This is a genomic window from Enterococcus sp. DIV0876 (assembly GCF_050529585.1).
In the GTDB taxonomy this organism is placed as follows: domain Bacteria; phylum Bacillota; class Bacilli; order Lactobacillales; family Enterococcaceae; genus Enterococcus_D.
Window position 1 is genome coordinate 2,915,748 of sequence record NZ_CP172882.1, and the last position, 23,535, is coordinate 2,939,282.

Sequence of the window (23,535 nt, forward strand, 5' to 3'; positions counted from 1 at the left end):
TATGAATTTTCTGACAAAAGGAGCGTGACAGAGATGGTGAAACGAAAATCTAACCAAAATATTTTTTTATTATTATAGCCGGGACTTTTTGATCAGGTATTCAAAAGGTCCCTATTCACATTGCATCTAAAAGAAGACAACTTCTTTGGTGGAATGTTTTTTTATACCCAATTTTGGCACTATTTCCCATTTGTCGAATAAACGCGCACAACATTTGATGCACATTCACTAATAGATGATCCTGCTGATTCAGGATGCGGAAGGAAGAACCTACGATGAAGATGATCAATGCAATTGCTGCCTTTGTGAATAAATATTTGATTTATATGATGATCCTTTTAATGATCCTCGCTTATTTCATGCCCCAACCATTCTTGTGGATCCCACCACGGATTACCAACTTGTTGAGTATCATCATGTTTTGTATGGGTATGACCTTGAACTTTGCTGCTTTCAAGATGGTCGTTATTCAGCCCAAAGCCTTTATTATTGGTATTTTGTTTCAGTTTACGATCAGTCCTTTGGTCGCTTATGGGCTGGCACAGCTATTCGGTCTATCCTCTGGCTTGATCATCGGTTTTGTCCTACTTGGCTCTGTATCCGGCGGCACCGCCAGCAATGTCATGACCTTCATCGGTAAAGGCGATGTGGCACTCACTGTTTCAATGACGACTGTTTCCACCCTATTGGCCACAATCGTCACACCATTTTTGACCTATACCTTAGCTGGAAAATATACCGAGATCTCTTTTGTCGAAATGCTGCTATCGGTCTTGCAAATGGTCTTAGTGCCCATTATCTTAGGTGTCATCGTCCACCGAATGATCCACAAATACATTGACCGCTGGCTGCAAACATTCGTCTTGATTTCCTCTGTCAGCATTTTATTGATCGTTGCAGGCACGGTTGCTAAAAATGGTGCAGTCATCGTGCAATCTGGCTTGATCGTCATGGCGCTGGTTTTGATCCACAACTTGATTGGCTACGGCGCTGGTTACGGACTAAGTAGAATGCTCGGCGTCAGCGCCAAACAAGCCAAATCGATCATGTTCCAATTGGGGATGAAAAATACCGGCCTTGCCATTTCCTTAGCGAATGCTCATTTTGCTACCGTCGCAGCTGCCGTGACGCCCGCCGCCGTTGGCATGGTCATCCATCAAATCACAGGACCGATCTTAGCCAATCTAGTTTCAAAGAAAGAAGGAAAATAATATGAGTCAAAGTACATTCTTGCCAAGTTATACCATCGGGGCTGATGCCTACAACGCCATCAACGATATCGTCAAGCCTTATGGGACGACAGCTGTGATGATCGGCGGAAAAACAGCACTCGAAAAAGCCGCAAACAAAATCAAAGCTGCATTGACAAACGAAGTTTCCATAATCGATACCCTTTGGTATGGCGGCAACTCTACCTATGAGAACGTAGATACATTAATGCAAGAACCTAGCGTTCAAACTGCCGATGTCTTATTTGCTGTCGGTGGCGGTCGTGTCTGTGATACGGTCAAAGTGACCGCTGAAAAATTAGGCAAACCCGTCTTTACTTTCCCGACGATTGGTTCCAATTGTTCACCTGTGACGGCAGTATGCGTGATGTATACCGAAAGTGGTGAAATGCACGGGTTATTCTTTCCCGCCAAACCACCGACCCATGCTTTTATCGATATTGCCATCATCGCTGAAGCCCCAGACAAATATTTGTGGGCAGGTATCGGCGATGCCTTATCAAAAGAAATCGAATCCACTTTCTCTGCGCGTGGCGATCAATTGGATTATACCGACGGATTGGGCATCCAAATCGGCAAAATGTGTACCGACCGCTTACTGACCTATGGCACACAAGCCTTAACAGATAGTGCGGCCAATATTCCCTCCTATTCGATCGAGCAAGTGGTCTTAGATATCATTGTGACGACTGGTTTGGTGTCGGTCTTAGTGATCAATGACTACAACTCAGCCATGGCGCACTCTTTTTATTACGGTACAACCGTCTTAGCAAAAATGGAAGACTACCTCCATGGGGCTTCTGTCAGCTATGGGGTCTTGGCCCTATTAAAAATGGATCAACAAGAGGCACTGTTTGAACGGATCTATCACTTTATGATAGAAAACAAATTACCGGTCTGCTTAGCAGACATGCACTTGAATGCAACCACAGATTTAGATGCCATTTTGGATAAGGCGATGACGACCCATGATATCGTGCATGTCCCTTATGAAATTACACGGGAAATGTTTAAAGAAGCAATCTTGGCAGTGGAGGCCTATCATGCGGCGCAAACGATACCGGCAGATTTTTCACCTATTCTCTAGCTAAAAAGTGTGTGCAATGACAAATTGCACGCACTTTTTTTCAGCTAGACATATCGCTTTCTACGCTTAAAGTCTATACATCATCACTTTTTGCGGCCCCTTTGGTCCGACGATCACACGACCATTGGCCACAAAACCAACTTTTTCATAAAGGGCTTGCGCCGGTAAATTTTTTTGATTGACACCAAGCACGATGGTTTTGATCTCGGGAAACTGATCTCTCACAAAGTCTGGCAGCAGTAAAAGTGCCTTCTTTGCGTAACCGAGCCGCAAGTATCGGGCGTCTGTCGAAAAACTACGTAGTACAAACGCAGCATTTTCAGATGTATATTGTTGTTTCGACACACCTTCATCCAAAACAAAAAAACACACAAGACGATTTTCTTCGTATACTACTATAGAGTGATGGGTCGGCGTTGTTGCTGAAATGGCGATCGCATCTTGGGGTTTGCCAGTAAAGGTCAGCAGCTCTTTTGTTTGGACATAATCCATGACATCCCCATGATATGCAGGTTGGTATCCTTTTAATTTCAAAAAAATCATCCCTTCTTGTATAATGATAATATAGGCTTTTACGATTTGTTTTTTCTATTTTAGCAAATGAGCCAGAATATAGATTGGATGATGCTTTGTCTTGTTAAATTTTTCACACCGGCATGAAAAATTTGATTCAACATTTTTGCCCCCCCTTGGTACACTATTCTATAAAGGAGGTTTTATGTCTTGAAACACACCAGAAAATGGCTCGCCATCGCCTTGGTTTGCAGCCAATTATTAACCAGCTTGCCCGTTTCAGCCGCAGTAGTCGCGAATGAAAGTACGGAAAGCTCTACCGAAGAAACGACGCAATCAGCTGAAGCGACTGTAGTAGAAGAAGCACCGACTATTGAAGAACAACCAGCAGAAGAAATACCTGAAGCGCCAGAAACACCCGCAATACCAGAGGAGACTACACCGGATGTACCTGAGGTGCCAGAAGAACCAGAGAGCCCCGTCACGCCGGAAGTACCTGAAGCGCCAGAAACACCGGAAACGCCGGAAGAATCTACCCCAGAAGAGCCAGAAGTACCGGAATCACCAGAAACACCAGCAAAACCTGATACACCAGCTACGGAGAAACCGGAAACAAGTATACCTAGTGTTCCTGAGAAGAAACCGACACAACCAGAAACCACAGCACCCGGTAACAATACATCTTCAGGTTCACAATCTAGTAACAATAGTACGACTACCGTCACGGAAGCTACCCCTTTGCAAGTGACACCGACAAAAGAAACTTGGGCATTTATTCAAGAAATTGGCGAAGAGGCGCGAGAGATTGGTCTAGAAGAAGACTTATATGCGTCAGTGATGATCGCACAAGCGATTTTGGAATCTGCCAATGGTCAAAGTCAGCTAAGTCAAGCCCCTTATTTCAACTTATTTGGTATCAAAGGAACGTTTGAGGGACAAGGTGTGAATTTCCGTACCCAAGAAGAAGACACAGCCGGCAATTATTTTACAATTACCGCGACATTCAGACAATACAATGAGTATGCGGAATCCTTACAAGATTACGCTGATTTATTGAAAAATGGCTTAGACCACAATGAAGAATTTTATAAAGGCGCCTGGAAATCGGAGACCGAAGACTACGAAGAAGCCACTGCCTATCTGACTGGTCGTTATGCGACAGACAGCCAATATGATCAAAAACTAAACGCATTGATTGAAGCGTATGCCCTAACAAGCTATGACCACGAATTGCCAGAAGGCAGCGAAATGATGTTGTATCCTGTGAAAGATCCGCAAGTATCCTCTTCATTTGGTCCTCGCGGCAGCGGATTCCATCGCGGGGTCGATTTTGCAGCACCTTTAGGCACACCTATCTATGCGAGCCAAGCAGGAACCGTGATTCGTGCGGAAAGCCATTATTCATGGGGCAACTATGTGGCGATCCTTCATGACAATGGATTGACGACATTATATGCCCATAACAATCAAAACCTTGTGAAAGTCGGCCAAAGGGTCGCACAAGGTGAAGTGATTGCCTCTATGGGCAGCACTGGAAACAGCACCGGTCCCCACTTGCACTTTGAAGTGAGTTTGTCACCAAGCCTGGCACAAGACCAATTGGTTGATCCAATGACTGTGCTGAATAAATAACAAAATCAGTCATATCATCTACAAAAAAATGCTCAGTCCTTCTGATTCAACCAGAAGGACTGAGCATTTTTACGCATACATTGTTTATATCTTCAACAGACTGACCAAAACCATCATTCCATTCCCAGCTATGGGGAACATCATATAAATTAACGACGTAATCATCCTCTCGTCTGCCAAGTAGCCGAGCAACAAGCCAAACAAGATGACGGTGAAACCATTTAGTAGACTTATCCCATAGAATAGCAGCTTCAATCGCTTCGTAAGATGTTGCTTATCACGAAATAAAAACCACAATATAAGTGCTTGTATCAGCATTGGCACGATAGATAATAGCAAAACAATGTTGTTGAACATGGCAGTCGCTCCTTTGTCTTTATCCACTTATTTACGGATAGGCGCGTAATCACGATTCTTTTGGTCATGCCCTCAACCAGTTGTTCGAATTGTCGCCTTTTTCCATTTCCATGATATACAGATTATACCTCATCAGCTGTATACATGACATCTTTGATTCATACATGGAAAAGTGCAAATCACCCCTTTTGCATCGGCGAAAGGAATCGTTGTATCTTATTTCTTGCCTTAAAGTCAGGTTTACCTTGTATACTTATATAAACAAACCCAAGCTGGTTTAAAAAAAACCCGCTAGTTAAACGATACTGATTAGGAGCTGATTACTTTGATGATCGATGAATTCAATACCCGCTTGCGTAGCGGACAAATGGTCTCTGCCGGATCCCCCTTGCACCAGACAATGACTGCATTCAGTGCAGAGGCGCGAAAAATCACAATGGATATCAACAATACTTACCATACACAAGCAGAACTGCGTGTCCTTTTTTCTGAGTTGATCGGCAAGCCAGTCGACCCAACCTTTCAACTATTTCCACCTTTTTATACTGATTTTGGGAAAAATATCACCCTAGGAAAAAATGTCTTTATCAATGCAGGCTGTCAATTTCAAGATCAGGGCGGCATTGATATTGGTGATGATACACTCATTGGCCATAATGTCGTACTCGCAACTTTAAATCACGGCATCGATCCCAAAGAACGCAAATCCTTATACCCAGCATCCATCAAGATCGGCAAAAATGTCTGGATAGGGGCCCATGCCACCATTTTGCCTGGCGTAACCATTGGCGAAAATGCGGTCATTGCAGCAGGCGCTGTCGTGCAAAAAGATGTCGCAAAAAATACAGTTGTCGGTGGTGTCCCAGCAAAATTGCTTAAAAAAATCGACGCCTAAGTTCTGCCAATCAAAACAAATAAACAGCCCGTCTGAGCAACTACGATTGCTTGCGGGCTGTTTATTTGTTATCCATTATGCGGTTCTTCTCATCAAGCGTGACCTGATGTCTTCATTCGACTGGTACACCCACGACTTATTCCCCTCGTGCCACACCATGAAATTGAAATGAATCTTTGACATGTGCTTCTGTTTGATCAGCCACCGCTTGTGTGTAATACGAAATCTTATAATCAATGTACGCCAAGGTTTCCTCTAATTCACTGATTTGTGCTTGGAGCGCTTCTTTACGTTCATTGAACATAGCCAATCTCTCCCCTAATGACTCGTCTCCAACTTGACACCATGTAATAAACGTCTTGATTTCTTTCAACGACATTCCTGACTTCTTTAAACATTCAATAGTGAACAAGGTGGACACAGCTTCCTCATCAAATAAGCGCATGCCTTGTTCATTTTTTTTGATTGCTGGGATAAGTCCCTGTGCGTCATAATACCGTAAGGTCGATGGATTAAGCTTGAATTTTTTGGCAATCGTGCCGATCGTATCTTCCATAAAAAACATCCTTTCCTTTAGGCTGACTATAGCAACCCGTGTACAGCCCCAAAATGCGAGATTTCCCTATTCCTTTGTTGTTTAAAGAGAAAAGACTCCCTCTTATTTTAACAGGTAAAGTCCACTTTAAGTCAATCTTTCACCTGCGCTTGTATCCGATGCATCTCATTCGTATAAACATAGTCAAGTACTTCTATCAACAGGAAAAGCTGACTGAATAGCAGATACATCAACGCCAATTACCCAATCATCACTGTCTCATCTGGGTATTTATAACCAACTTCTCTTTTGTTGGCTTTAGACAATAATGAAAAGGCGACGGTGAGAATTCCCACCCGACCAACGAACATCAAGCTGATGACTACAAGTTTTCCAAAGACTGATAGATGTGGAGTCAGTCCCATACTTAATCCGACTGTCCCAAAAGCGGAAAACACTTCAAATGCGATATAAGAAAGTCCATCGGAGATACCTGGCATCCGCTCAGTGACCGACAAGCAAAAAATGGCCAGCACACATAAAGTGAATGTGAAGAAAAAGAGCGTGAATGCGCGAGAAACAGCACTCTCTTTGATGGTTCTGCCAAAGACTTCAGCCCGGCTACGTCCCCGTAATAAACTACGGATCTTGATCACCAACACAGCCAGTGTGGTCGTTTTTAACCCTCCTGCAGTCGATCCTGAGGTACCGCCAATATACATCAATATCATGGTCAACATCAATCCAGCTTGGCTCATCGTGGCGTAATCAATACTATAGAATCCCGCCGTTCTCGGGGTCACCGCCAAAAAGAAGTAGTGAAAGAAACGGGCAACAACAGATTTGCTTGTGACTAAATCACTATTCATCTCGGTCAAAACAAAGCCTAATCCACCTACAACCAACAACGTACCCACAGCGATCAAGGCCAGTCTAGTGTGTAAGGACCAGCGCTTTGCGTGGCTTTGCAGCACGTCAAACCAGACCAAAAAGCCTAATCCGCCAGCAATGATCAAGATGCTGATCACACCTAATACAAATGGGTTTTCTTGGAAAGAAACAAGACTATTGCCGAACAAATCAAATCCCGCATTGCAAAAGGCTGAGACTGCATGAAACACACTAAACCAAAGCCCTTTGGTCCAACCAAAACGGGGGACAAAATCAAGGGCAAGTAAACACATTCCGCTCAGTTGGATCAAAAAAGCAATTCGAATGATATACCAGGCCAACTGGACTTCGCCGGACATCCGGTCTAGATTCAGCGACTCCCGCAGAATCATTCGTGTACTTAAGTGGACACGTTTTTTTGCCAAGATATAAAAGAAAACGGGTAACGACATAAAGCCGATCCCACCGATCTCAATCAATACTAACAGTACGGCTTGCCCCCAAATATTGTATTGTTCTGCAATAGTAAACGTTGAGAGCCCAGTAACACAAATCGCTGAAGTTGCTGTAAACAACGCATCTATAAAGGGAACACCTTGCCCGCTATAGGTGACAGCCGGCAGCATCAACAATTCAGTGCCCACCACTATCAGAATGACAAAAACAAGGGTGACCAATTGTGGTGCTGGTATCTTTGGCGTCACTGCACGTTTCTTCATAGACTATCCTTTCATACTAGAAATGAAGCGCCGAGACCAGACAGCTGCCTTCACTTCCCTTTATTTTTGACTTTGATCATACGTGTCACATTGGCACGTTCATTTTCTTCCAAACGCATTTTGATTTGATAAATGGTGGCTTCCAATTCAGGAATCGTTAAGTACTCCAGTGCATTGACCCGTCGGCGGGTGCGTTCGATTTCTGCCGACATCAATTGACACGTCTTTTCGATTTCCGTCAAAGACAACAATTTAGGCATGACCTTTGTAAATCGATCCACCGCTAAATCTAAGGGAACATTTGATTGAATAAAGCCATATTCAATCGGCGCTTGCATCGTGACGTCATCATAATGAAAATGCATCACCGGTACTTCGACACTCATGATATTTTTGGTGGAGATTTCTAAAGAAACTTCTGTTGCCGGCATGATAAACATTTCTTCGATATATTTCTGATTAATGGTGGCATTGGCCAAACGAAATGCCTTCATGGCTTGGTGCAGCTGCGCTTCTACTTCTTTGCGCAATTGATTATTTTGCTTGCTCATTTCAATAAATTGACGCATCAGCTCATCTTGCTTATCTTTGAGTAATTTATGCCCTCGTTTAGCCGTGGCTAATTGCTTACTCAGGCGTGACAATTCCATTCGTGTGGGATTAACCGTTTGTTGGCTCATCTTGATTCACTCCTTGGGGCAAAAACTCTGCTAACAAATCATCATTGATCCGCTTGAGTTCTACTTTAGGCAACATCGCCAACAATTCCCATCCCAAATCTAACGTATCGAGGATCGAACGATTGGTACGATAACCTTGATTTAAATATTCATTCTCAAAACGTTCTGCAAATTGTGCATACACTTTATCTACAGCAGATAAGGCTGATTCGCCTAAAACAACCGCTAATTCTTTGGCCTGTTTGCCTTGCGCATAGGCAGAAAAGAGTTGGTTCATTGTCGCTGCATGGTCTTTGCGGGTTTTGCCTTCGCCGGTTCCTTTGTCTTTCAATCGTGACAAGGAAGGAAGCACATCGATAGGCGGTTGAATACCGTTTTTATATAATTCACGGGAAAGGATGATTTGTCCTTCAGTAATATACCCAGTCAAATCGGGGATCGGGTGTGTTTTGTCATCTTCTGGCATGGTCAAAATCGGCAGTTGGGTAACGGATCCTTTCAGTCCCCGAATCCTGCCTGCACGTTCATATAATGTAGAAAGATTGGTATACAGATACCCCGGATAGCCACGTCTGCCTGGCACTTCTCTTCGGGCAGACGAGATCTCCCGCAGTGCTTCACAATAATTTGTCATGTCGGTCATGATGACCAGCACATGCATGCCTTTCTCGTAAGCCAGATACTCAGCAGCTGTTAACGCCATACGTGGCGTCGCGATCCGTTCTATGGCTGGATCATTGGCCAGATTCATAAAGACCACAGAATGATCGATTGCGCCTGTTTGGCGAAAATCTTCCATGAAGTATTCGGCTTCTTCAAATGTGATGCCAATCCCTGCAAAGACAACAGCAAAATCGTCTGCATCATTCAAGACTTGGGCTTGACGGGCAATTTGCGCCGCCAACTCTTTGTGAGGCAGCCCTGAACCAGAAAAAATCGGTAATTTTTGTCCCCGCACCAATGTATTTAAGTGGTCAATGGAAGAAATGCCTGTTTGAATAAACTCATCAGGATAATCGCGGGCAGCCGGATTGATCACTTCGCCATTGATATCCATCTGCTTTTCAGGCACGATCGCTACGCCCCCGTCCTTCACCCGACCTAAACCATCAAAGACGCGCCCAATCATATGTTCAGACACACCCAACTCTAAAGGATGACCCAAAAAACGAACAGCTGATTCACGGAGATTGATCCCGCCCGTTCCTTCAAACACCTGTACCAATGCTTTGTCTTCTTGGATTTCGAGTACTTGTCCTTTACGGATCTCCCCATTTTGCATGCGGATCTCGATCAGTTCCTCATATTTGACCCCAGAAACACGATCGACCGCCATCAAGGGGCCAACAACTTCGCCAATTGTCTTGTATTCTTTAATCATCTAAGCGGTCTCCTTTTTGTAAAATGTCTTTGATCGTCGTTGTGATTTCTTCTTGCAATGCCTTGATTTGACCTAGATTAGATTCAGGCAGATACTTCATGCGGGCCAGTTTATCTCGCAAGACTTCCGTTCCTTCATGCACTTCTGTTAGGTAAGCGCCTAGGTTGAGTGCTTCTTCTGCTTGCTGATGATAAAACAAAATGGTGGCCAACATCTGATATTGCTTTTCTCTTGAACTAAACGTATCCACAGCATCAAACGCGTTTTGCTGTAAGAAGTCTTCACGTATCGATTTGGTGATTTCAAGCAACAATTGGTCTTTCTCCGATAACGCATCAATACCGACTAGGCGCACGATTTCTGATAGCTCTGATTCTTTTTGCAGCATCCGCATTGCCGTTGTGACTTGTTGCGACCAATCCACTTGCATCGCCTGATCTAAATATGCACCTAATTCATTTTCGTATAAAGAATAACTTTTTAACCAATCAATGGAAGGGAAATGGCGTTTTTGCGCCAATGTCGCATCCAATCCCCAAAAGACTTTCACAACACGTAATGTATTTTGGGTCACAGGTTCTGAAATATCTCCACCAGAGGGGGACACTGCGCTGATGGCTGTAATGCTTCCTTCTTGTTCTGAGCCTAAACAAAGAACTTTCCCTGCCCGTTCATAATACTCAGCCAATCGACTCCCCAAATATGCTGGGTAACCTTCATCGCCAGGCATCTCTTCCAAGCGGCCGGACATTTCTCGCAATGCCTCTGCCCATCGTGAGGTTGAATCTGCCATAATGGCGACTGAATACCCCATATCACGGAAATATTCAGCAATCGTGATCCCCGTGTAGATCGAGGCTTCCCGTGCAGCCACAGGCATATTTGATGTATTGGCAATCAATACGGTTCGAGCCATTAATGATTCGCCACTACGAGGATCCACAAGTTCTGGGAATTCATTCATGACATCCGTCATTTCATTGCCTCGTTCGCCACAGCCAACATACACAACGAGATCCACATCCGCCCATTTAGCGATTTGGTGCTGTACGACGGTTTTCCCAGCGCCAAAAGGTCCAGGGACAGCCGACGCGCCACCTTTAGCAATGGGGAAAAACGTATCGATGACACGTTGTCCAGTAATCATCGGTTCCACAGGATTCAATTTTTGTTTCACTGGACGGCTACGACGGACCGGCCATTTTTGCAACATCGAAAAGGCCTTCGTTCCTTGGTCCGTAGCTAATTCGTAAATTGTCTCATCAATCGTATAAGCGCCAGAAAAGAGTTGTGTCACTGTACCAGATACACCGTTAGGCACCATGATTTTGTGACTGATCAATGGTGTTTCTTGGACTGTACCGATCACCATACCTGCACTCACTTTTGTGCCTACTGTGATGCTAGGTTCAAATATCCATTTCTTTTCATGGTCTAATGCAGGTAATCGGACACCGCGGGTAAGATAATTGCTTTGTGTGACATCCATAAAAGTTTCTAGCGGACGTTGAATCCCATCAAACATTTGCGACATGATACCTGGCGCCAACTCAACTGACAATGGCTCGCCCGTCGTCCGCACGCTTTCGCCTGGACCAATGCCTGCTGTTTCTTCATATACTTGAATCGATGCGACATCTCCCCGCATCTCGATAATTTCCCCTACTACACCTAGATCACCAACATAACAAATATCTTCGATACTTGCGTGGCTCATGTTTTTTGCTAATACTAATGGTCCTGATACTTTGGTTATTATGCCTAATTCCACACTATCGGCTCCAATCTATAATATATTTTGTCCAACAGCTTTCTCCACATTTTCTTGAATCATGCGTAAGCCGAGCCCTTTTGATCCATCATAATCAGGGATCAAAATAATGGCAGGACTTACTTGTTGCTGATACTTGGCCAGCAATTCTGGAACCAAGGCGCCGCATTTTTCTGTCAGGTAAAGAATCGTGCAACGCTCAGCCAATTGTTTCAATGCAGCGCGAACTTCCGCCTCACTGGTTGCATAATGAACCTGAAATCCAAACAATTGAAAAGGCAACACCGATTCCTTCTCCCCAATAACGCCGATGTTATTCGCCATAGTCTCGCATCCTTTCCCTGATTTGCCCTTGGGTAAACCCACTGCGTTTTCCTACCAGTAATAATCGGAGATTCTGAATCTCACGTTCTTTGGCATTGATAAATGCCAACAATGGCAATGGCCCTAATGCGTCTATTTGTGCTTGATTGAAGTGTTCTGTCACAAGATTGTCTTGCATAACCGCTAAGCCAGCAAAATCAAGGGTCTCTCCTTGAATCAGTGGTGTAAATACTTCTTGGTAAGGACTTTGCTGCAAAAATGCGATATAGGCAGAGAATGGTCCCTCTGCAAAATCTAGCAAGGTCTCTTTCTCGATACGACCGACACTAACCAATACCGCCGCCATAAAACTACGAGAGCGGTGTTGCAGTACACAACGAGCGGCTATCGTCAGATTGGTCAAGTCGATCGACGCAGTCACTGCTTCCGTAAGGGCAGGTATATTGATTTTGTCTGCTAATCTGCGTTGTTCATGCAAGAAACGCCGATCATAAATGATATCGATTCCTTGCAATACAGCAGATTTCCCTATATATTCCCGCACTTCTTGAATCGTTTCCAGCACTTTATCAGGCAATCCTTCGGAAGTCCCTGTTTGGATCGCGTTCCTGATCTCATCAAATGTATAAAAACCGTCTTCAATCAGCAAATGACTGTATGATTTGCCAGTTACAGACTCTTTGGTCAATATTTTGAGATTGTGAAAAGTGAATGGCAGCATATACAAACGGAGAATATCTATATCTGGCACCCACTCGATCAATTCTTTGATCGTCACAAGAAATTCGTGGTCTAAGGAAGATTCAAAAGTTGCTTGAAAATCTTCAGAAAGATAAGTTCCGTAGATTGTTGTCGCCAATAGTTGCTCTACCTGCTCAAAATCAGCTGCTGTGATCAACTGTTCCATCACTTGTGCAGAGAGCAATGTCTCTTCCTTTAGTCGAATAATCGGGTTCAACTGATGATAATTTGCCATCATCTAACCTCCTGTTTCAATCTGCTGCCGCCAATATTCCCTTGTGGTTTCTTTGGCTTCTTCAATCAACAAGCGATAACTAAAATTGTATTGCACGCCATGGTCATTGATCAAAAAGCCGTCTTCCTCGAGTAACGGGCCCAATGTCACTGTATAGGGCAAGGTTTCTTGACAGTGTGCCAGCCAGGTTTCAGTCAATGCTTCCGCTTGGTTTACACCCACTTGACATGCTACATGTCCTTGCAGGGGCAATTGTTGCAGCACGTCAGCCGCAAAGCGTTTCACTTGTGCCGCAGACCATGCTTGCATGACTTGATAAGCTTCTTGATAAAGCTTGTTTAGATACTCATTTTGCTGCAGCAAACGTGCTTGTTTCAAAGCCGCCTGTTTGCGGTCTATTTCTTGCTGATATTTTTTGGCCAATTGTTGTTGCGACTGTAAAGCCCTTTGTTTTATTTCAGCTGACTTTTTTGCCCAAGCAGCCGCGTGATCAGCTTGGATAGCAGCATGCTCCTTGGTTGCGCGTTGCTGCCGCTGCGCTGCTGCTTCTTGTGCAAGTACAGCAATCATCTTGTCGATGGCATCCATTTATTTGCCTCCTTAAATCGTTCCTAATAGTAGAAATGAAATCACAAATCCTAAAATGGCATACATTTCCACCATGACAGAAAACATAACCCCTTTAAAGAAGTGTTCTGGTTTTTTGGCCAAAATTTGGATCCCTGCTGCTGCAACTTTTCCTTGGGCAATTCCAGAAAATAAGCCCGTGAATGCAACCGGCAAGGCAGCCATCATATAGGCCATGCCAGATACTGTTGACATTTCTCCAGACAAACTTCCGTAAATCATAAAGGCAATGACAAATCCGTATAGCCCTTGTGTCCCTGGCAGCAATTGCAAGATCAATGCTTGTCCAAATTTCTCTGGCTGATTCGTTGTCAATGCAGCCGCTGCTTCACCAGTTTGTCCCACACCTTTTGCTGAACCAATGCCCGAAAAAATCGTAGCGATCCCCATACCAATAATGGCAAAAACCATCCCGCCATTGTTATTAATCAAGTAATCAATCATCTTTATTTCCTCCATTTTCTTTTTCAAAATCTACATATGTTTCACTCGGCTTGAATGTATCGAATGCACGACCGCCGCCAGTGAAAAACTTGCCGAAGAACTCGACATATTGCAAACGTGCAGCATGCACATATGCACTCAAAAGTGATAAAAAGATATTCAACGCTTGTAGTACGATCAACAGCACAATCCCTACAGAAAATCGTGCGGCAGGCGGTAAATAGCCGACCAATAAATTAAAAGCAGCCGCAATACTCCCACCAGAAATACCTAACGCCATCAGGCGACTATAACTGACGAAATCGCCAATATAGCTCGTCACACCATACAAATCATACAAGCCCATAAATAAGCCGCCCACTTTAGATGGACCTTTCAATATCGGCACTATAATGATCAGCAACGCACTAAACCCAGCAAGGATCAACCCCATCGTGGTCAGTGCGGCCACATGTAGCAGCCAATTGCCCGCTGCTGCAACCAGTAAGCCAATCAACAAGCCTAGCCAAGCAAACCCTTGATTGACTGCCCCTAGGATATCTTGCTTGCGTATATTTTCTCTGGCAGCTAAGTATAATCCGGTAAAGAGTTGAATGCCGCCAAAGACCATCGATAAACCGAAAATGGCCATGAAATCTTCCGATGGAGACAACAATTGAAATGGGAGCGTTGCGCCGAAAAAGGAACCATAAACAGCGCCCCAAATCATGGTTGGCACAGATAATATTTGAAACAATGTCAAAAATCGTTTGCTTCCTTTGGGTAAACGCAAAGCATGCAACCCAATCGTCGTGACAAGCGCCATCAACATGCCATACCCCAAATCAGCCACCATCATGCCAAAAAAGACATAGTAAAAGGGCGCCATCCAAGGTGTGGGGTCGATCTCATCGTATTTCGGCAAACTATACATCTCCGTCAACATTTCAAATGGTTGGATAAATGACCCATTCTTGAGTTTTGTTGGCACCTTATTGGCGGCCACTTCTTCTGCAGAAGGGCCCTCAAATGAAAGATATACCTCATTATTAAAGGCTTCTCGCACCATTTGCTGTATCACAGAAACTTCTTCTACAGCGACCCAACCACGTAAGACCACAATTTGTTTGCCTTGAACTATCCTTTTTTGGACGATCGCCCGTGCATCTTTGGTTTGAAACAATTCCTCTGCTTGCTGCAAAAAAATGATTTGCTGATTGTATTCTCCGATTGCGTTGACAAGCTGTTGCTGCTCTTGTATCAAGCGTTCCCGCAGTGCCTTGCTTTCTTCTAAGACAACAGCTGGTGCTAAAGAATACTCACTTTGTTCTTGCCTAACCCCATATCGATGGAAGAGTGCAGATACTGACTGAGATTGTTCTAGGAACAAACAAGCAAAATTGACTTTCTTCGGATCTGCATAAATCACTTCAAGATGAACCAACCCCAGCTGGCGCAACGCCTCCGCTAAATCTTCCCAATGGGGGCTTTCAACAGACCCAAAGAATAACCGGCTTTGGGGTGGTGCCGATGTGGTCAAAGGAATGTCCAAATGTTGCCATTCGGTCGCCCAATCTGCACGTCGTTCCACCTCTTCCAACGCTTCTTGATTGACTGTCCATTGTTTCTGTAATGCTTCCACCTCAGCAAGAACCGCTAGTGCAGCTGCCTCATCAAAGTGCGCTTCAAATTGGGAAAGTGTCATTGATTGGCGTTGCCATTTTGCTGCTTTTCTTGCAGCTCCATAGTGACGAATGAACAAAACCGCTGCCTGCAATCGTTGGATCGTCTCTTGGTAAGACTTGGTTGCCAACGGTACTGCATCTTCAAAAAAATTCGCGACCCATTCGCGATTATCTGGTTGTTCAAATACATCCTCTACTTCTACCATCTGCATCGCTTGCAACCCTCTAAGCAATGCCTCTTGTTCGCTGCTTGGTGCAATCAAAGTCCACTTAGTTAATTTCGTGACTGCCATAGTTTTGGATCACTCCTTCAACGATCTGTGCCACTGCTTCTTGTTCAACGATTGCCCAATTCTTTTGGTACTGTGCCAACAACTGCTGATGTTCTTGGTTCATCGCATCCGTTGCTGTCGCTAATTTTTGCTGCCATTCTGTTTCAAGTGCAGCATACGCCTCCGCCGCGTCTTCTTCTGCCTGCTTAATTTGTTGCTGCAGCTGCCGTTCGCTTTGTGTGCGTTCTGCTTGCAAGGCTTGCTGCAAAGCAAGCATCTCTTGTTGATTGGCTTCTTCTGCTGCACGCAATCGATCCAATGCTTCCTTCATCGCGTTCCCTCCTCTAAAACATCTCTCATATGCAAAAAATAGCCAAAAAAAGCATACTTCTCTAGGAAGTATGCTACGTAAAAAAGGCCGGCATCACTCCAAGAAAATTTGCCTCACCCCTTGGCAAACGAGATCCTTGAAGCATCGAAATGCTCAACCTTTGATTATGCTATTTTTTTGTTCGACAATTAGTATAACAAATATTTTCATCCTTCACAAGTCCTCCCAAAAGCCCATGTCATCTCCCTACACATTTCTTGCGAAAGAAAGAATCCTTCGTTACACTGAAGGTAAACCAGCAAGCTTTTCAATGGATTCCTCATATAGCAAGTGCCGCTATCCCTTGATTTATCTGTATGCAAGCAACGCTTGCTAGAAAAAAACAAGTGCACACGCTATGCTGAAGGCACATCAAAGAAAGGAAGTCTCTTATGGAATTCGGCGACAAAATCAAGGACATTCGTTCACAGCATCACCTCACACAAGAACAATTTGCGGCTACACTGAATGTGACCCGACAAGCCGTTTCAAATTGGGAAAACAACCGCAATCTACCAGACCTGGAACTATTGATTCTTATGGCACGCCTGTTTCACCTTTCCCTTGATGAATTGATTTTAGGAGGAACACCAATGAACGATCTCACAGAAAAACTCATTAACGATGGAAAAGAAACCAGAAGAGCCAAATTCAATCTCTTCTCAACTATTTTAGGTACCTTTTTACTATTATTTGGCTTCTTCTGTTTCTTTATTAAAGCCAACTCAGTGGAATATATCGATGCAGCAGGTATCTTGCACGAGAATTTTTATCTTCTGCCACTAGGCTTCTTGTTCGTCTTCTCTGGCTTTTTGATTATTTTGACAACTGGCGTGATTTCACTTAGACGTTTGCGTAAGCAGAAACATGGATAAAACCTCGTAAGCAGTATAAAAAATCCCGCAGCATGATCGATTTGATCATGCTGCGGGATTTTTGACTTATTTCAACAAAAAGGCACTAATTATATCCAACATTCATTGCATGTGTTGACAATAGTGGCACAACTAACTATATGAAACTCAGACAGATCAACACCAGTACGAATAATACCCATTTCATTGCTTAGGCTCCTTATTATGGATAGAGTAAACATTTGATGGACATCTTTTGTATTGAATCTGTCGCAAAAAAAGTAATGAATGAGGAACTTGATCCAGTTCATTTAATCCAACCAGTTCTCTAAAGTAATTTTTGTAATCGTTATTGGTTAATTGAATGATTTCTTGCTCACTTAATTCAAAGACATCATCGTTGATCAAGTCAGACATAATTTGCAGTTTGGCATCAATATCCAATAAATCAGTCCATATCGTCAGTGCATTCTCTGCATCGACCGATGCGAGCGTATCGAAAAATTTTTGTTTTAACTGTTGATACATCTCATACATCATCGGTTTTTGAATTGGTTGAATAAGTTGATCAAAGTAAGCAAAATATCGTTGGACTTCTGTTCTGCTATTTTCCATCAGTCTTGTCCCCTCTTCTTTTCCTTCGTCATTCGAGCACTATATAGTATCAAGACGCCACAAATGATACATCCACCAATGAAACAGGTCATCATTGATAAAATAGGATTCTCTTCCCATCCTGTTTTGGGCAAATAGTCAATTGATGATTGTGAGAGCGAGGGTTTCTTCTTTAAGAAAGACATCGCTAAAGCTTTTTTATCCACTGGTTTTCCCATTTTCATCTTCACATTGGCATCATTTGGCGTGTTATTTCCCGTACGTGAACCTATAGATGACTTTAACAACCCCTCTGGTTTCCTCAAAGGAATAGATCTGTTCGGATTTGAGTTTAACGTATTCATTGGTAACTCGTGTCCCTGGATATTCTCTATATCAATCACCTTACCAAATGATGGTGCAATGATCGGGAGCTGCGTTTGCGGTATTTCTTCTACATATGTTGTCGTACTCAGATCTGATTTAGCCACTGGTGTCGCTGGCAGTTCTACTTCTTCCACATACGTAGTCGTACCAACTTCCGGTGTGTTTGTGGGAAACTGGGGGAGCGGTACTTCCTCTGCATACGTTGTCGTACTCGGCTCTGGCTTAGCCAGTGGTGTCGCTGGCAATTCTACTTCTTTCACATACGTCGTCATACCAACTTCCGGTGTGTTTGTGGGAAATTGGGGAAGCGCTACTTCCTCCGCATACGTTGTCGTACTCGGCTCTGCTTTAGCCACTGGTGTCGCTGGCAGTTCTACTTCTTCCACATACGTAGTCGTACCAACTTCCGGTGTGTTTGCAGGAAACTGGGAGAGCGGTACTTCCTCTGCATACGTTGTCGTACTCGGCTCTGCTTTAGTCATTGTCAATGCAGGTAGTCCTACTTCCTCCACATACGTCGTCGTGTGGGGTTCCGATGCTGTCAAGGGTTCATCCGGTTGAGACATCTCTACGTCAGCTATTTTTATAGGCACCTCTTTCTCCAATTCTTGACTTTCGTCAAAAGACACAAGCAATTGTGCCAATATGACTAACTCCGATGCTGTCAATTTCTTACCGTCACGATACCACGTCCCATCCTTATCTAAGACAGTCCCATCATTTAAGGTTACCCATCTGATCTCACCTTGATCTATATGGATCGCAGCAATCGCGTTGCCTGTCAGTGAATCCAGACTTGTTGCCTGACCTTCTATACCAAACAACCCACTCATACTTATCACAACAATCGCCATCAAAACTTTCATTTTCATCATTCATTCCTCTGCTTTGCTTCGACATCCACTCGTATCTCAAAGAAACTATCTATCCTGTTATTCTGTTCTTTCAAGTACAAGTGCTTCCTCTTATTTTATGTATTTTCAGACCAATTGATTCTATAGTCCTAAAAATAAGACCAAAAGAATATTGGGCATCTCCACAAGTTATACTACGTCTGTCCCTAAGCATAAATATGTGCTCGCTCCTATTGCAATGCTAGAATGTAAACAAACATTCCATTGTTGACATCTATTTATGCAAAATAGAAAGGAAGTTATTGATACATGAAATTAACAGAAACCATGGAATTAACAAAGCAAGAACGTTCCCACAATATTGTTTTAACAATTATTTTAGGGGTAGCACTTGTTTTTGCTGCCCAAATCATCAGTATTCTGCCTACATATGGAATCGAAAATGCTGGTCTCAAAGAAGTGGCCATTCTCTACCTCAATATTATCGTAATCGCCGTCATTATTTTATTTTGTCGTTTCTTTGAGAATCGCTCTTTGCAGTCCTTAGGTTTTAAACGGAAACAAATTGGCAAAAATTTGCTATTCGGTGCATTATCAGGAACGGCATTTATTGCAGTCGTCTTTTTAGTCAATCTTTTAAATGGTGCAATCACTGTTACTTTTTCGCTATCAACACTTAGCTGGACATACATTATCAGTGCTTTTGTTGGATACTTTTTTCAAGGAATCATGGAGGAACTTGTTTGTCGCGGCTTTATTATGAACACTATTGCTGCCAAAGCAAATGTACCCATTGCTGTTTTGGGCAACTCGTTGATTTTCACCTTGTTGCACGGTCTAAATGACTCGATAAGCATTCTTGCAATCGTAAACCTGTTCCTAGCATCGCTTGTATTGTCCTTGATTTTTTATCTGACGGACAATCTGTTTTTTGTCGGTGGGATGCATGCTATTTGGAATTTCATGCTTGGACCTGTCTTTGGTGTTCCAGTGAGTGGAAATTCATTTTATTCTTCACTGTTCCAAACAACACTATTGCCTGATCGCCAAGGATTCAATGGCGGGAATTTTGGGTTTGAAGGTGGTCTGGGATTGACTATAGTTGCAGTACTCTTACTAATAGGACTCATTTTTCGCATAAAACAGTCCCAACAAAAAAACTAGGAGGCGAGCACTTGGAATATGGTGTACTTATTCGAAAGATTCGTCTAGAAAAAGGCTTCTCACAAAAAGAGATATACTCAGGAGTCGTTTCAAAATCCTATTGTATAGAGTTTGAAAAAGGTAAACATGACTTATCCTTTAAACTCTTGCTACAGGTGCTCAACCGTCTGATGTTAGATACAGAAGAATTTTTGTTCTTGTTGCAATCTCTAGAAGGGTCGCCTCCTAATTATTGGTCATTATATGAGGAAGCGTCGAATCAAAATAACCTTGACCAGCTCTTAGCAATCTATCACGCAACCAAAGGTGCAACAGATCCTTTGAATGTTGTATTGAATGCTATGGCTTTAGCACGATATGAAGCAATGAAATCATTTTCTGATAAGGGGATCGTTGAACATGCGAACATTAGCCCAAAAAATAAAGACACGATCACCTCTTACCTAAATAAGATCCAGACTTGGACTTTGAAAGAAATCCAAATCTACACCAACACAATGGGCTATCTTTCTTTAGAACAGCAACGAATCTATTTTAAGAACGCGTTAAAGAAAATCGATCATTATCGTCATTTTGCATGGGGCAAAAAAATCTATGCCATCTTACTGATCAATAGTTGTGGCAATTTCATCGCCCATGAAGATTTCGCATTAGCCACAGAATGCGTCGCACATTTGGATACTTTGACGGAAGGGACAGAAAGTGCCATTTATCGACTCTATCAACGCTATTTTGAACAGTTGATTCGTTACTGTTTATCCCAATCTGAAAAAAGTGAGGCACATATTCTATCAGTTATTTCAACTTTAGAAAGTTTAGACTACGTCTTTTTAAGTCAACAATGTCTCAGTTTTTTCAAACAAATCAAGAACAAAAAATCAAATACACGAGGATAATACCATGAAAAATTTACTATTAAAGCACCCCCCGACATCTGCTATTTTGATTAGTCTCGGTTTGTTTGCAATTGGCTTTATGAATATCTCCTTTGCTTATATCCCTATACTTGCTCCTTACTCACTTACATTGTGTGGGGCTTTAGCCTTTTTTCTTAGTTACGGCCTGGACAGCTTCAAATTATTGTTTTCTAAACCTGCGTCACCAATCAAAAACTTCCTGTTCTTTTTTGTTATCATCTTGATCATGAATTTTACACTAAGTTATGTTGTGATAAATATCCTTCAATTAGGCTTAGATGGAAATCCACTTTCTGGGCATATCCCTTGGTTGCAATTACCCTTTATGCTGTTAGGAGAAGAACTACTCAGCTTTTATATTCTATTGATTAGTGCTTCACTTCTAATTAACACGAAACATTCGCTATTATGGTCCAATTTGATCAGTGCACTTGTCTTTGCATTGTTACATGTCTTCACGTACTGGAATGGAAATATTTTCCTCACTTTATTCCATGTTTTGCTTTTGCAAGGGCTATCCAGACTGATCCTAAATACTGTAGGACTTCGAACCAATGCTGTATGGATTCCATGGACGATCCATATCTTATTCGATATCATATCCCTCGGATTGGTCTATCTCGCCTAAGCATGCATTGCCTCAACATATCTATTGTATGCACCACAGGAAAAATTGAGCCATTCAACTCAAAATCATCACCAGCAGAAACATTTTTAAAAGGAACAATACTGCGGCAATGCACTTTTCATTCGATTTATTTGATGCCAAAAGGATGAGGATTCCTCATCCTTTTTTTATTTGTTAAATTTCGCTTAATATATCGTTTATCGATAAAAATATATTGAAATACAATACACCGTTTGGTACATTATAGAATATAAATCAACGAGGTGAGCGTATGAAACTAAAAGTGAAACTATTTAAAGGTGCCATTTTATTTTTCGGTGCCATCATCCTATTGTTTACAACTTTGATCGGTATTCAATTATTTACCAGCACAAATACGCAATTAACAAGCTATGAATTGATATTCATCGCAGCTATCTTGCTGACTGTCTACTTTTCTTTCAACATCCTGTTTTATCTATTTAAGGTAGTGGATCTCATTGCCAAGAAACAAGCCTTCACTGAGGCAATACTCCGATTCGTCAAGCGTATCAAAAAAACAATTTTTTATTTGGCGTGTTCATTCTGCGGCATATTGCCTCTCGTATACCATGGTGCTGACATCGAAGATGCACCGGGCTTGATGTTATTGGGTATTGGGGTCGTATTGATTCCATTTGCCATCTTCCTTTTTGCACAAATTGTAGAAGAACTATTTAAGAGTGCCATTGAACTACAAAAAGAAAATGATTTAACCGTATAAGGAGTGGATAAGATGGCAATCATCGTCAACCTAGATGTCATGTTGGCCAAACGGAAAATGTCTGTGACTGAGTTATCCCAAAGAGTTGATCTCACGATGGCTAACATTTCAATTCTTAAAAATGGAAAAGCGAAAGCAATTCGTTTTTCAACACTAGAAAAAATATGTGACGTGCTGCAGTGTCAGCCGGGTGACATTCTTACTTACGAAAAAGATGCGTCAGATTTGTCATGATCGCAGGCTTATTGACAAGTTTTATTGGCAATGTTATCATCGTTTTGACAAGTAAACTTGGCAAATATCTGTAGAAAGGATAAGACGATGAAAAAAGAAGATATTATCAACCGATATAAAGAAGAAGGCGTTGACGAAGGGAAAGAATATAGAAACCAGTTTAGTGATACACAAGGATTCTATGCGCTGTGTGGTTTATCATTCATATTAACTATCTATAAGATCTGGACTGATCAACCTTTTGGAGATACGGCTTCAATCTTATTTATATTTTTATCTGTGGGTGCTTTTTATAGATATCAAAAAGAAAAGGATAAAGCAATTTTATACTTTTCAATTCTCAATGGCCTATTGTGCCTAGTATTCTTGCTTTGGTATATTCTGGCAACGGTGGGAATGTAATGAAAGATACGTTGGTCCTTCAAAATAATCTAAAAAAAGTGAGAGCAGAAAAAAAACTATCGCAAGAGCAACTCGCTAAAATGATTGGTGTATCTAGAAATACGATCAGCTCTATTGAAACGTTACAGTTCAACCCAACTGCTAAATTGGCATTGATACTATGTATTGCTTTGGATAAAAAATTTGAAGAATTATTTTACTTTGATTGATACTCCTACTTAAATAAAGAACAGTAGCAAACCTTTTACTCATCTAGAAAAATAGGCAATAGATCGCCCCATCCGCTACTTTTTTATAAATCTTTACTATAAACAATGGATAGAAACCAAATATTGCCCAATTGATGTCTATGGGTATCAACTATGGCAACTTGATTGGTCATCCGTGTATGG

26 protein-coding genes are annotated in these 23,535 nt (G+C 42.4%); 12 read left to right on the forward strand and 14 right to left on the reverse strand.

Going from position 1 to position 23,535, the window contains the following annotated elements:
* Positions 1-275: 275 nt before the first annotated feature.
* Positions 276-1,211: a bile acid:sodium symporter family protein gene (locus IGI41_RS13840; protein ID WP_430610359.1), complete on the forward strand. Its 936-nt coding sequence runs from the start codon at positions 276-278 to the stop codon at positions 1,209-1,211.
* 1 nt (position 1,212) lies between these two features.
* On the forward strand, positions 1,213-2,316 hold the full coding sequence (locus IGI41_RS13845) for an iron-containing alcohol dehydrogenase family protein (RefSeq protein WP_430610360.1): 1,104 nt from the start codon (positions 1,213-1,215) through the stop codon (positions 2,314-2,316).
* Positions 2,317-2,382: 66 nt separating this feature from the next.
* Here the strand turns inward: IGI41_RS13845 and IGI41_RS13850 are convergent, their stop codons facing one another.
* The gene (locus IGI41_RS13850) at positions 2,383-2,850 is read right to left on the reverse strand and encodes a GNAT family N-acetyltransferase (RefSeq protein WP_430610361.1); all 468 of its coding nucleotides are present in this window, start codon (positions 2,848-2,850) and stop codon (positions 2,383-2,385) included.
* A 189-nt stretch (positions 2,851-3,039) separates the two neighbouring features.
* On the opposite strand from IGI41_RS13850, the gene IGI41_RS13855 reads away from it, so the two are divergent.
* Positions 3,040-4,461, forward strand: a complete 1,422-nt coding sequence (locus IGI41_RS13855) for a peptidoglycan DD-metalloendopeptidase family protein (RefSeq protein WP_430610363.1) — start codon at positions 3,040-3,042, stop codon at positions 4,459-4,461.
* Positions 4,462-5,143: 682 nt separating this feature from the next.
* Positions 5,144-5,713, forward strand: a complete 570-nt coding sequence (locus tag IGI41_RS13860) for a sugar O-acetyltransferase (RefSeq protein WP_430610365.1) — start codon at positions 5,144-5,146, stop codon at positions 5,711-5,713.
* A 136-nt stretch (positions 5,714-5,849) separates the two neighbouring features.
* Here the strand turns inward: IGI41_RS13860 and IGI41_RS13865 are convergent, their stop codons facing one another.
* From IGI41_RS13865 to IGI41_RS13915, 11 genes are all read right to left on the reverse strand, one after another.
* A complete protein-coding gene (locus IGI41_RS13865) occupies positions 5,850-6,269 on the reverse strand; it encodes a MerR family transcriptional regulator (RefSeq protein WP_430610366.1) in 420 nt (139 codons plus the stop codon).
* Between the two features lie 239 nt (positions 6,270-6,508).
* Entirely contained in the window at positions 6,509-7,858 is a 1,350-nt protein-coding gene (locus IGI41_RS13870) for a TrkH family potassium uptake protein (RefSeq protein ID WP_430610367.1), read from the reverse strand.
* Between the two features lie 50 nt (positions 7,859-7,908).
* Complete coding sequence (locus tag IGI41_RS13875) at positions 7,909-8,538, reverse strand: V-type ATP synthase subunit D (RefSeq protein WP_430610368.1); 630 nt, start codon at positions 8,536-8,538, stop codon at positions 7,909-7,911.
* On the reverse strand, positions 8,519-9,919 hold the full coding sequence (locus tag IGI41_RS13880; RefSeq protein ID WP_430610369.1) for a V-type ATP synthase subunit B: 1,401 nt from the start codon (positions 9,917-9,919) through the stop codon (positions 8,519-8,521). Before IGI41_RS13880 ends, IGI41_RS13875 begins: the two co-directional genes overlap by 20 nt.
* The gene (locus IGI41_RS13885; protein WP_430612867.1) at positions 9,912-11,636 is read right to left on the reverse strand and encodes a V-type ATP synthase subunit A; all 1,725 of its coding nucleotides are present in this window, start codon (positions 11,634-11,636) and stop codon (positions 9,912-9,914) included. Before IGI41_RS13885 ends, IGI41_RS13880 begins: the two co-directional genes overlap by 8 nt.
* A 69-nt stretch (positions 11,637-11,705) precedes the next feature.
* Positions 11,706-12,014, reverse strand: a complete 309-nt coding sequence (locus tag IGI41_RS13890; RefSeq protein ID WP_430610370.1) for a V-type ATP synthase subunit F — start codon at positions 12,012-12,014, stop codon at positions 11,706-11,708.
* The gene (locus IGI41_RS13895; protein WP_430610371.1) at positions 12,004-12,990 is read right to left on the reverse strand and encodes a V-type ATPase subunit; all 987 of its coding nucleotides are present in this window, start codon (positions 12,988-12,990) and stop codon (positions 12,004-12,006) included. Before IGI41_RS13895 ends, IGI41_RS13890 begins: the two co-directional genes overlap by 11 nt.
* A 3-nt stretch (positions 12,991-12,993) precedes the next feature.
* On the reverse strand, positions 12,994-13,578 hold the full coding sequence (locus IGI41_RS13900; RefSeq protein WP_430610372.1) for a hypothetical protein: 585 nt from the start codon (positions 13,576-13,578) through the stop codon (positions 12,994-12,996).
* 12 nt (positions 13,579-13,590) lie between these two features.
* Positions 13,591-14,061 (reverse strand): V-type ATP synthase subunit K, encoded by a 471-nt coding sequence (locus tag IGI41_RS13905; protein WP_430610373.1) that lies wholly within the window; start codon positions 14,059-14,061, stop codon positions 13,591-13,593.
* Positions 14,054-16,018 carry a V-type ATP synthase subunit I gene (locus IGI41_RS13910; RefSeq protein ID WP_430610375.1) on the reverse strand — a complete coding sequence of 655 codons (1,965 nt, stop codon included), beginning with the start codon at positions 16,016-16,018 and terminating at the stop codon, positions 14,054-14,056. The genes IGI41_RS13905 and IGI41_RS13910 overlap by 8 nt, the downstream gene beginning before the upstream one ends.
* Positions 15,996-16,328: a V-type ATPase, subunit F family protein gene (locus tag IGI41_RS13915; RefSeq protein ID WP_430610376.1), complete on the reverse strand. Its 333-nt coding sequence runs from the start codon at positions 16,326-16,328 to the stop codon at positions 15,996-15,998. The genes IGI41_RS13910 and IGI41_RS13915 overlap by 23 nt, the downstream gene beginning before the upstream one ends.
* Positions 16,329-16,759: 431 nt before the next feature.
* Between IGI41_RS13915 and IGI41_RS13920 the strand changes: the two genes are divergently transcribed.
* Positions 16,760-17,242, forward strand: coding sequence for a DUF3955 domain-containing protein (locus tag IGI41_RS13920; protein WP_430610377.1), 483 nt, complete (start codon positions 16,760-16,762; stop codon positions 17,240-17,242).
* A 183-nt stretch (positions 17,243-17,425) separates the two neighbouring features.
* Here IGI41_RS13920 and IGI41_RS13925 read toward each other — a convergent pair whose 3' ends face one another.
* Positions 17,426-17,836, reverse strand: a complete 411-nt coding sequence (locus IGI41_RS13925) for a DUF7006 family protein (protein ID WP_430610378.1) — start codon at positions 17,834-17,836, stop codon at positions 17,426-17,428.
* Entirely contained in the window at positions 17,836-19,074 is a 1,239-nt protein-coding gene (locus IGI41_RS13930; protein WP_430610379.1) for a hypothetical protein, read from the reverse strand. Before IGI41_RS13930 ends, IGI41_RS13925 begins: the two co-directional genes overlap by 1 nt.
* 291 nt (positions 19,075-19,365) lie before the next feature.
* Between IGI41_RS13930 and IGI41_RS13935 the strand changes: the two genes are divergently transcribed.
* From IGI41_RS13935 to IGI41_RS13965, 7 genes are all read left to right on the forward strand, one after another.
* Positions 19,366-20,220 carry a CPBP family intramembrane glutamic endopeptidase gene (locus IGI41_RS13935; RefSeq protein WP_430610380.1) on the forward strand — a complete coding sequence of 285 codons (855 nt, stop codon included), beginning with the start codon at positions 19,366-19,368 and terminating at the stop codon, positions 20,218-20,220.
* 170 nt (positions 20,221-20,390) lie between these two features.
* Positions 20,391-21,116 (forward strand): Rgg/GadR/MutR family transcriptional regulator, encoded by a 726-nt coding sequence (locus IGI41_RS13940; protein WP_430610382.1) that lies wholly within the window; start codon positions 20,391-20,393, stop codon positions 21,114-21,116.
* 247 nt (positions 21,117-21,363) lie between these two features.
* Entirely contained in the window at positions 21,364-21,765 is a 402-nt protein-coding gene (locus IGI41_RS13945) for a CPBP family glutamic-type intramembrane protease (protein ID WP_430610383.1), read from the forward strand.
* 271 nt (positions 21,766-22,036) lie between these two features.
* Positions 22,037-22,507: a DUF2975 domain-containing protein gene (locus tag IGI41_RS13950; protein WP_430610384.1), complete on the forward strand. Its 471-nt coding sequence runs from the start codon at positions 22,037-22,039 to the stop codon at positions 22,505-22,507.
* Positions 22,508-22,519: 12 nt separating this feature from the next.
* Complete coding sequence (locus IGI41_RS13955) at positions 22,520-22,741, forward strand: helix-turn-helix domain-containing protein (RefSeq protein WP_430610385.1); 222 nt, start codon at positions 22,520-22,522, stop codon at positions 22,739-22,741.
* 87 nt (positions 22,742-22,828) lie between these two features.
* Positions 22,829-23,143 carry a DUF6442 family protein gene (locus IGI41_RS13960; RefSeq protein WP_430610386.1) on the forward strand — a complete coding sequence of 105 codons (315 nt, stop codon included), beginning with the start codon at positions 22,829-22,831 and terminating at the stop codon, positions 23,141-23,143.
* Positions 23,143-23,352, forward strand: a complete 210-nt coding sequence (locus IGI41_RS13965) for a helix-turn-helix transcriptional regulator (RefSeq protein ID WP_430610388.1) — start codon at positions 23,143-23,145, stop codon at positions 23,350-23,352. Before IGI41_RS13960 ends, IGI41_RS13965 begins: the two co-directional genes overlap by 1 nt.
* Positions 23,353-23,535: the final 183 nt, after the last annotated feature.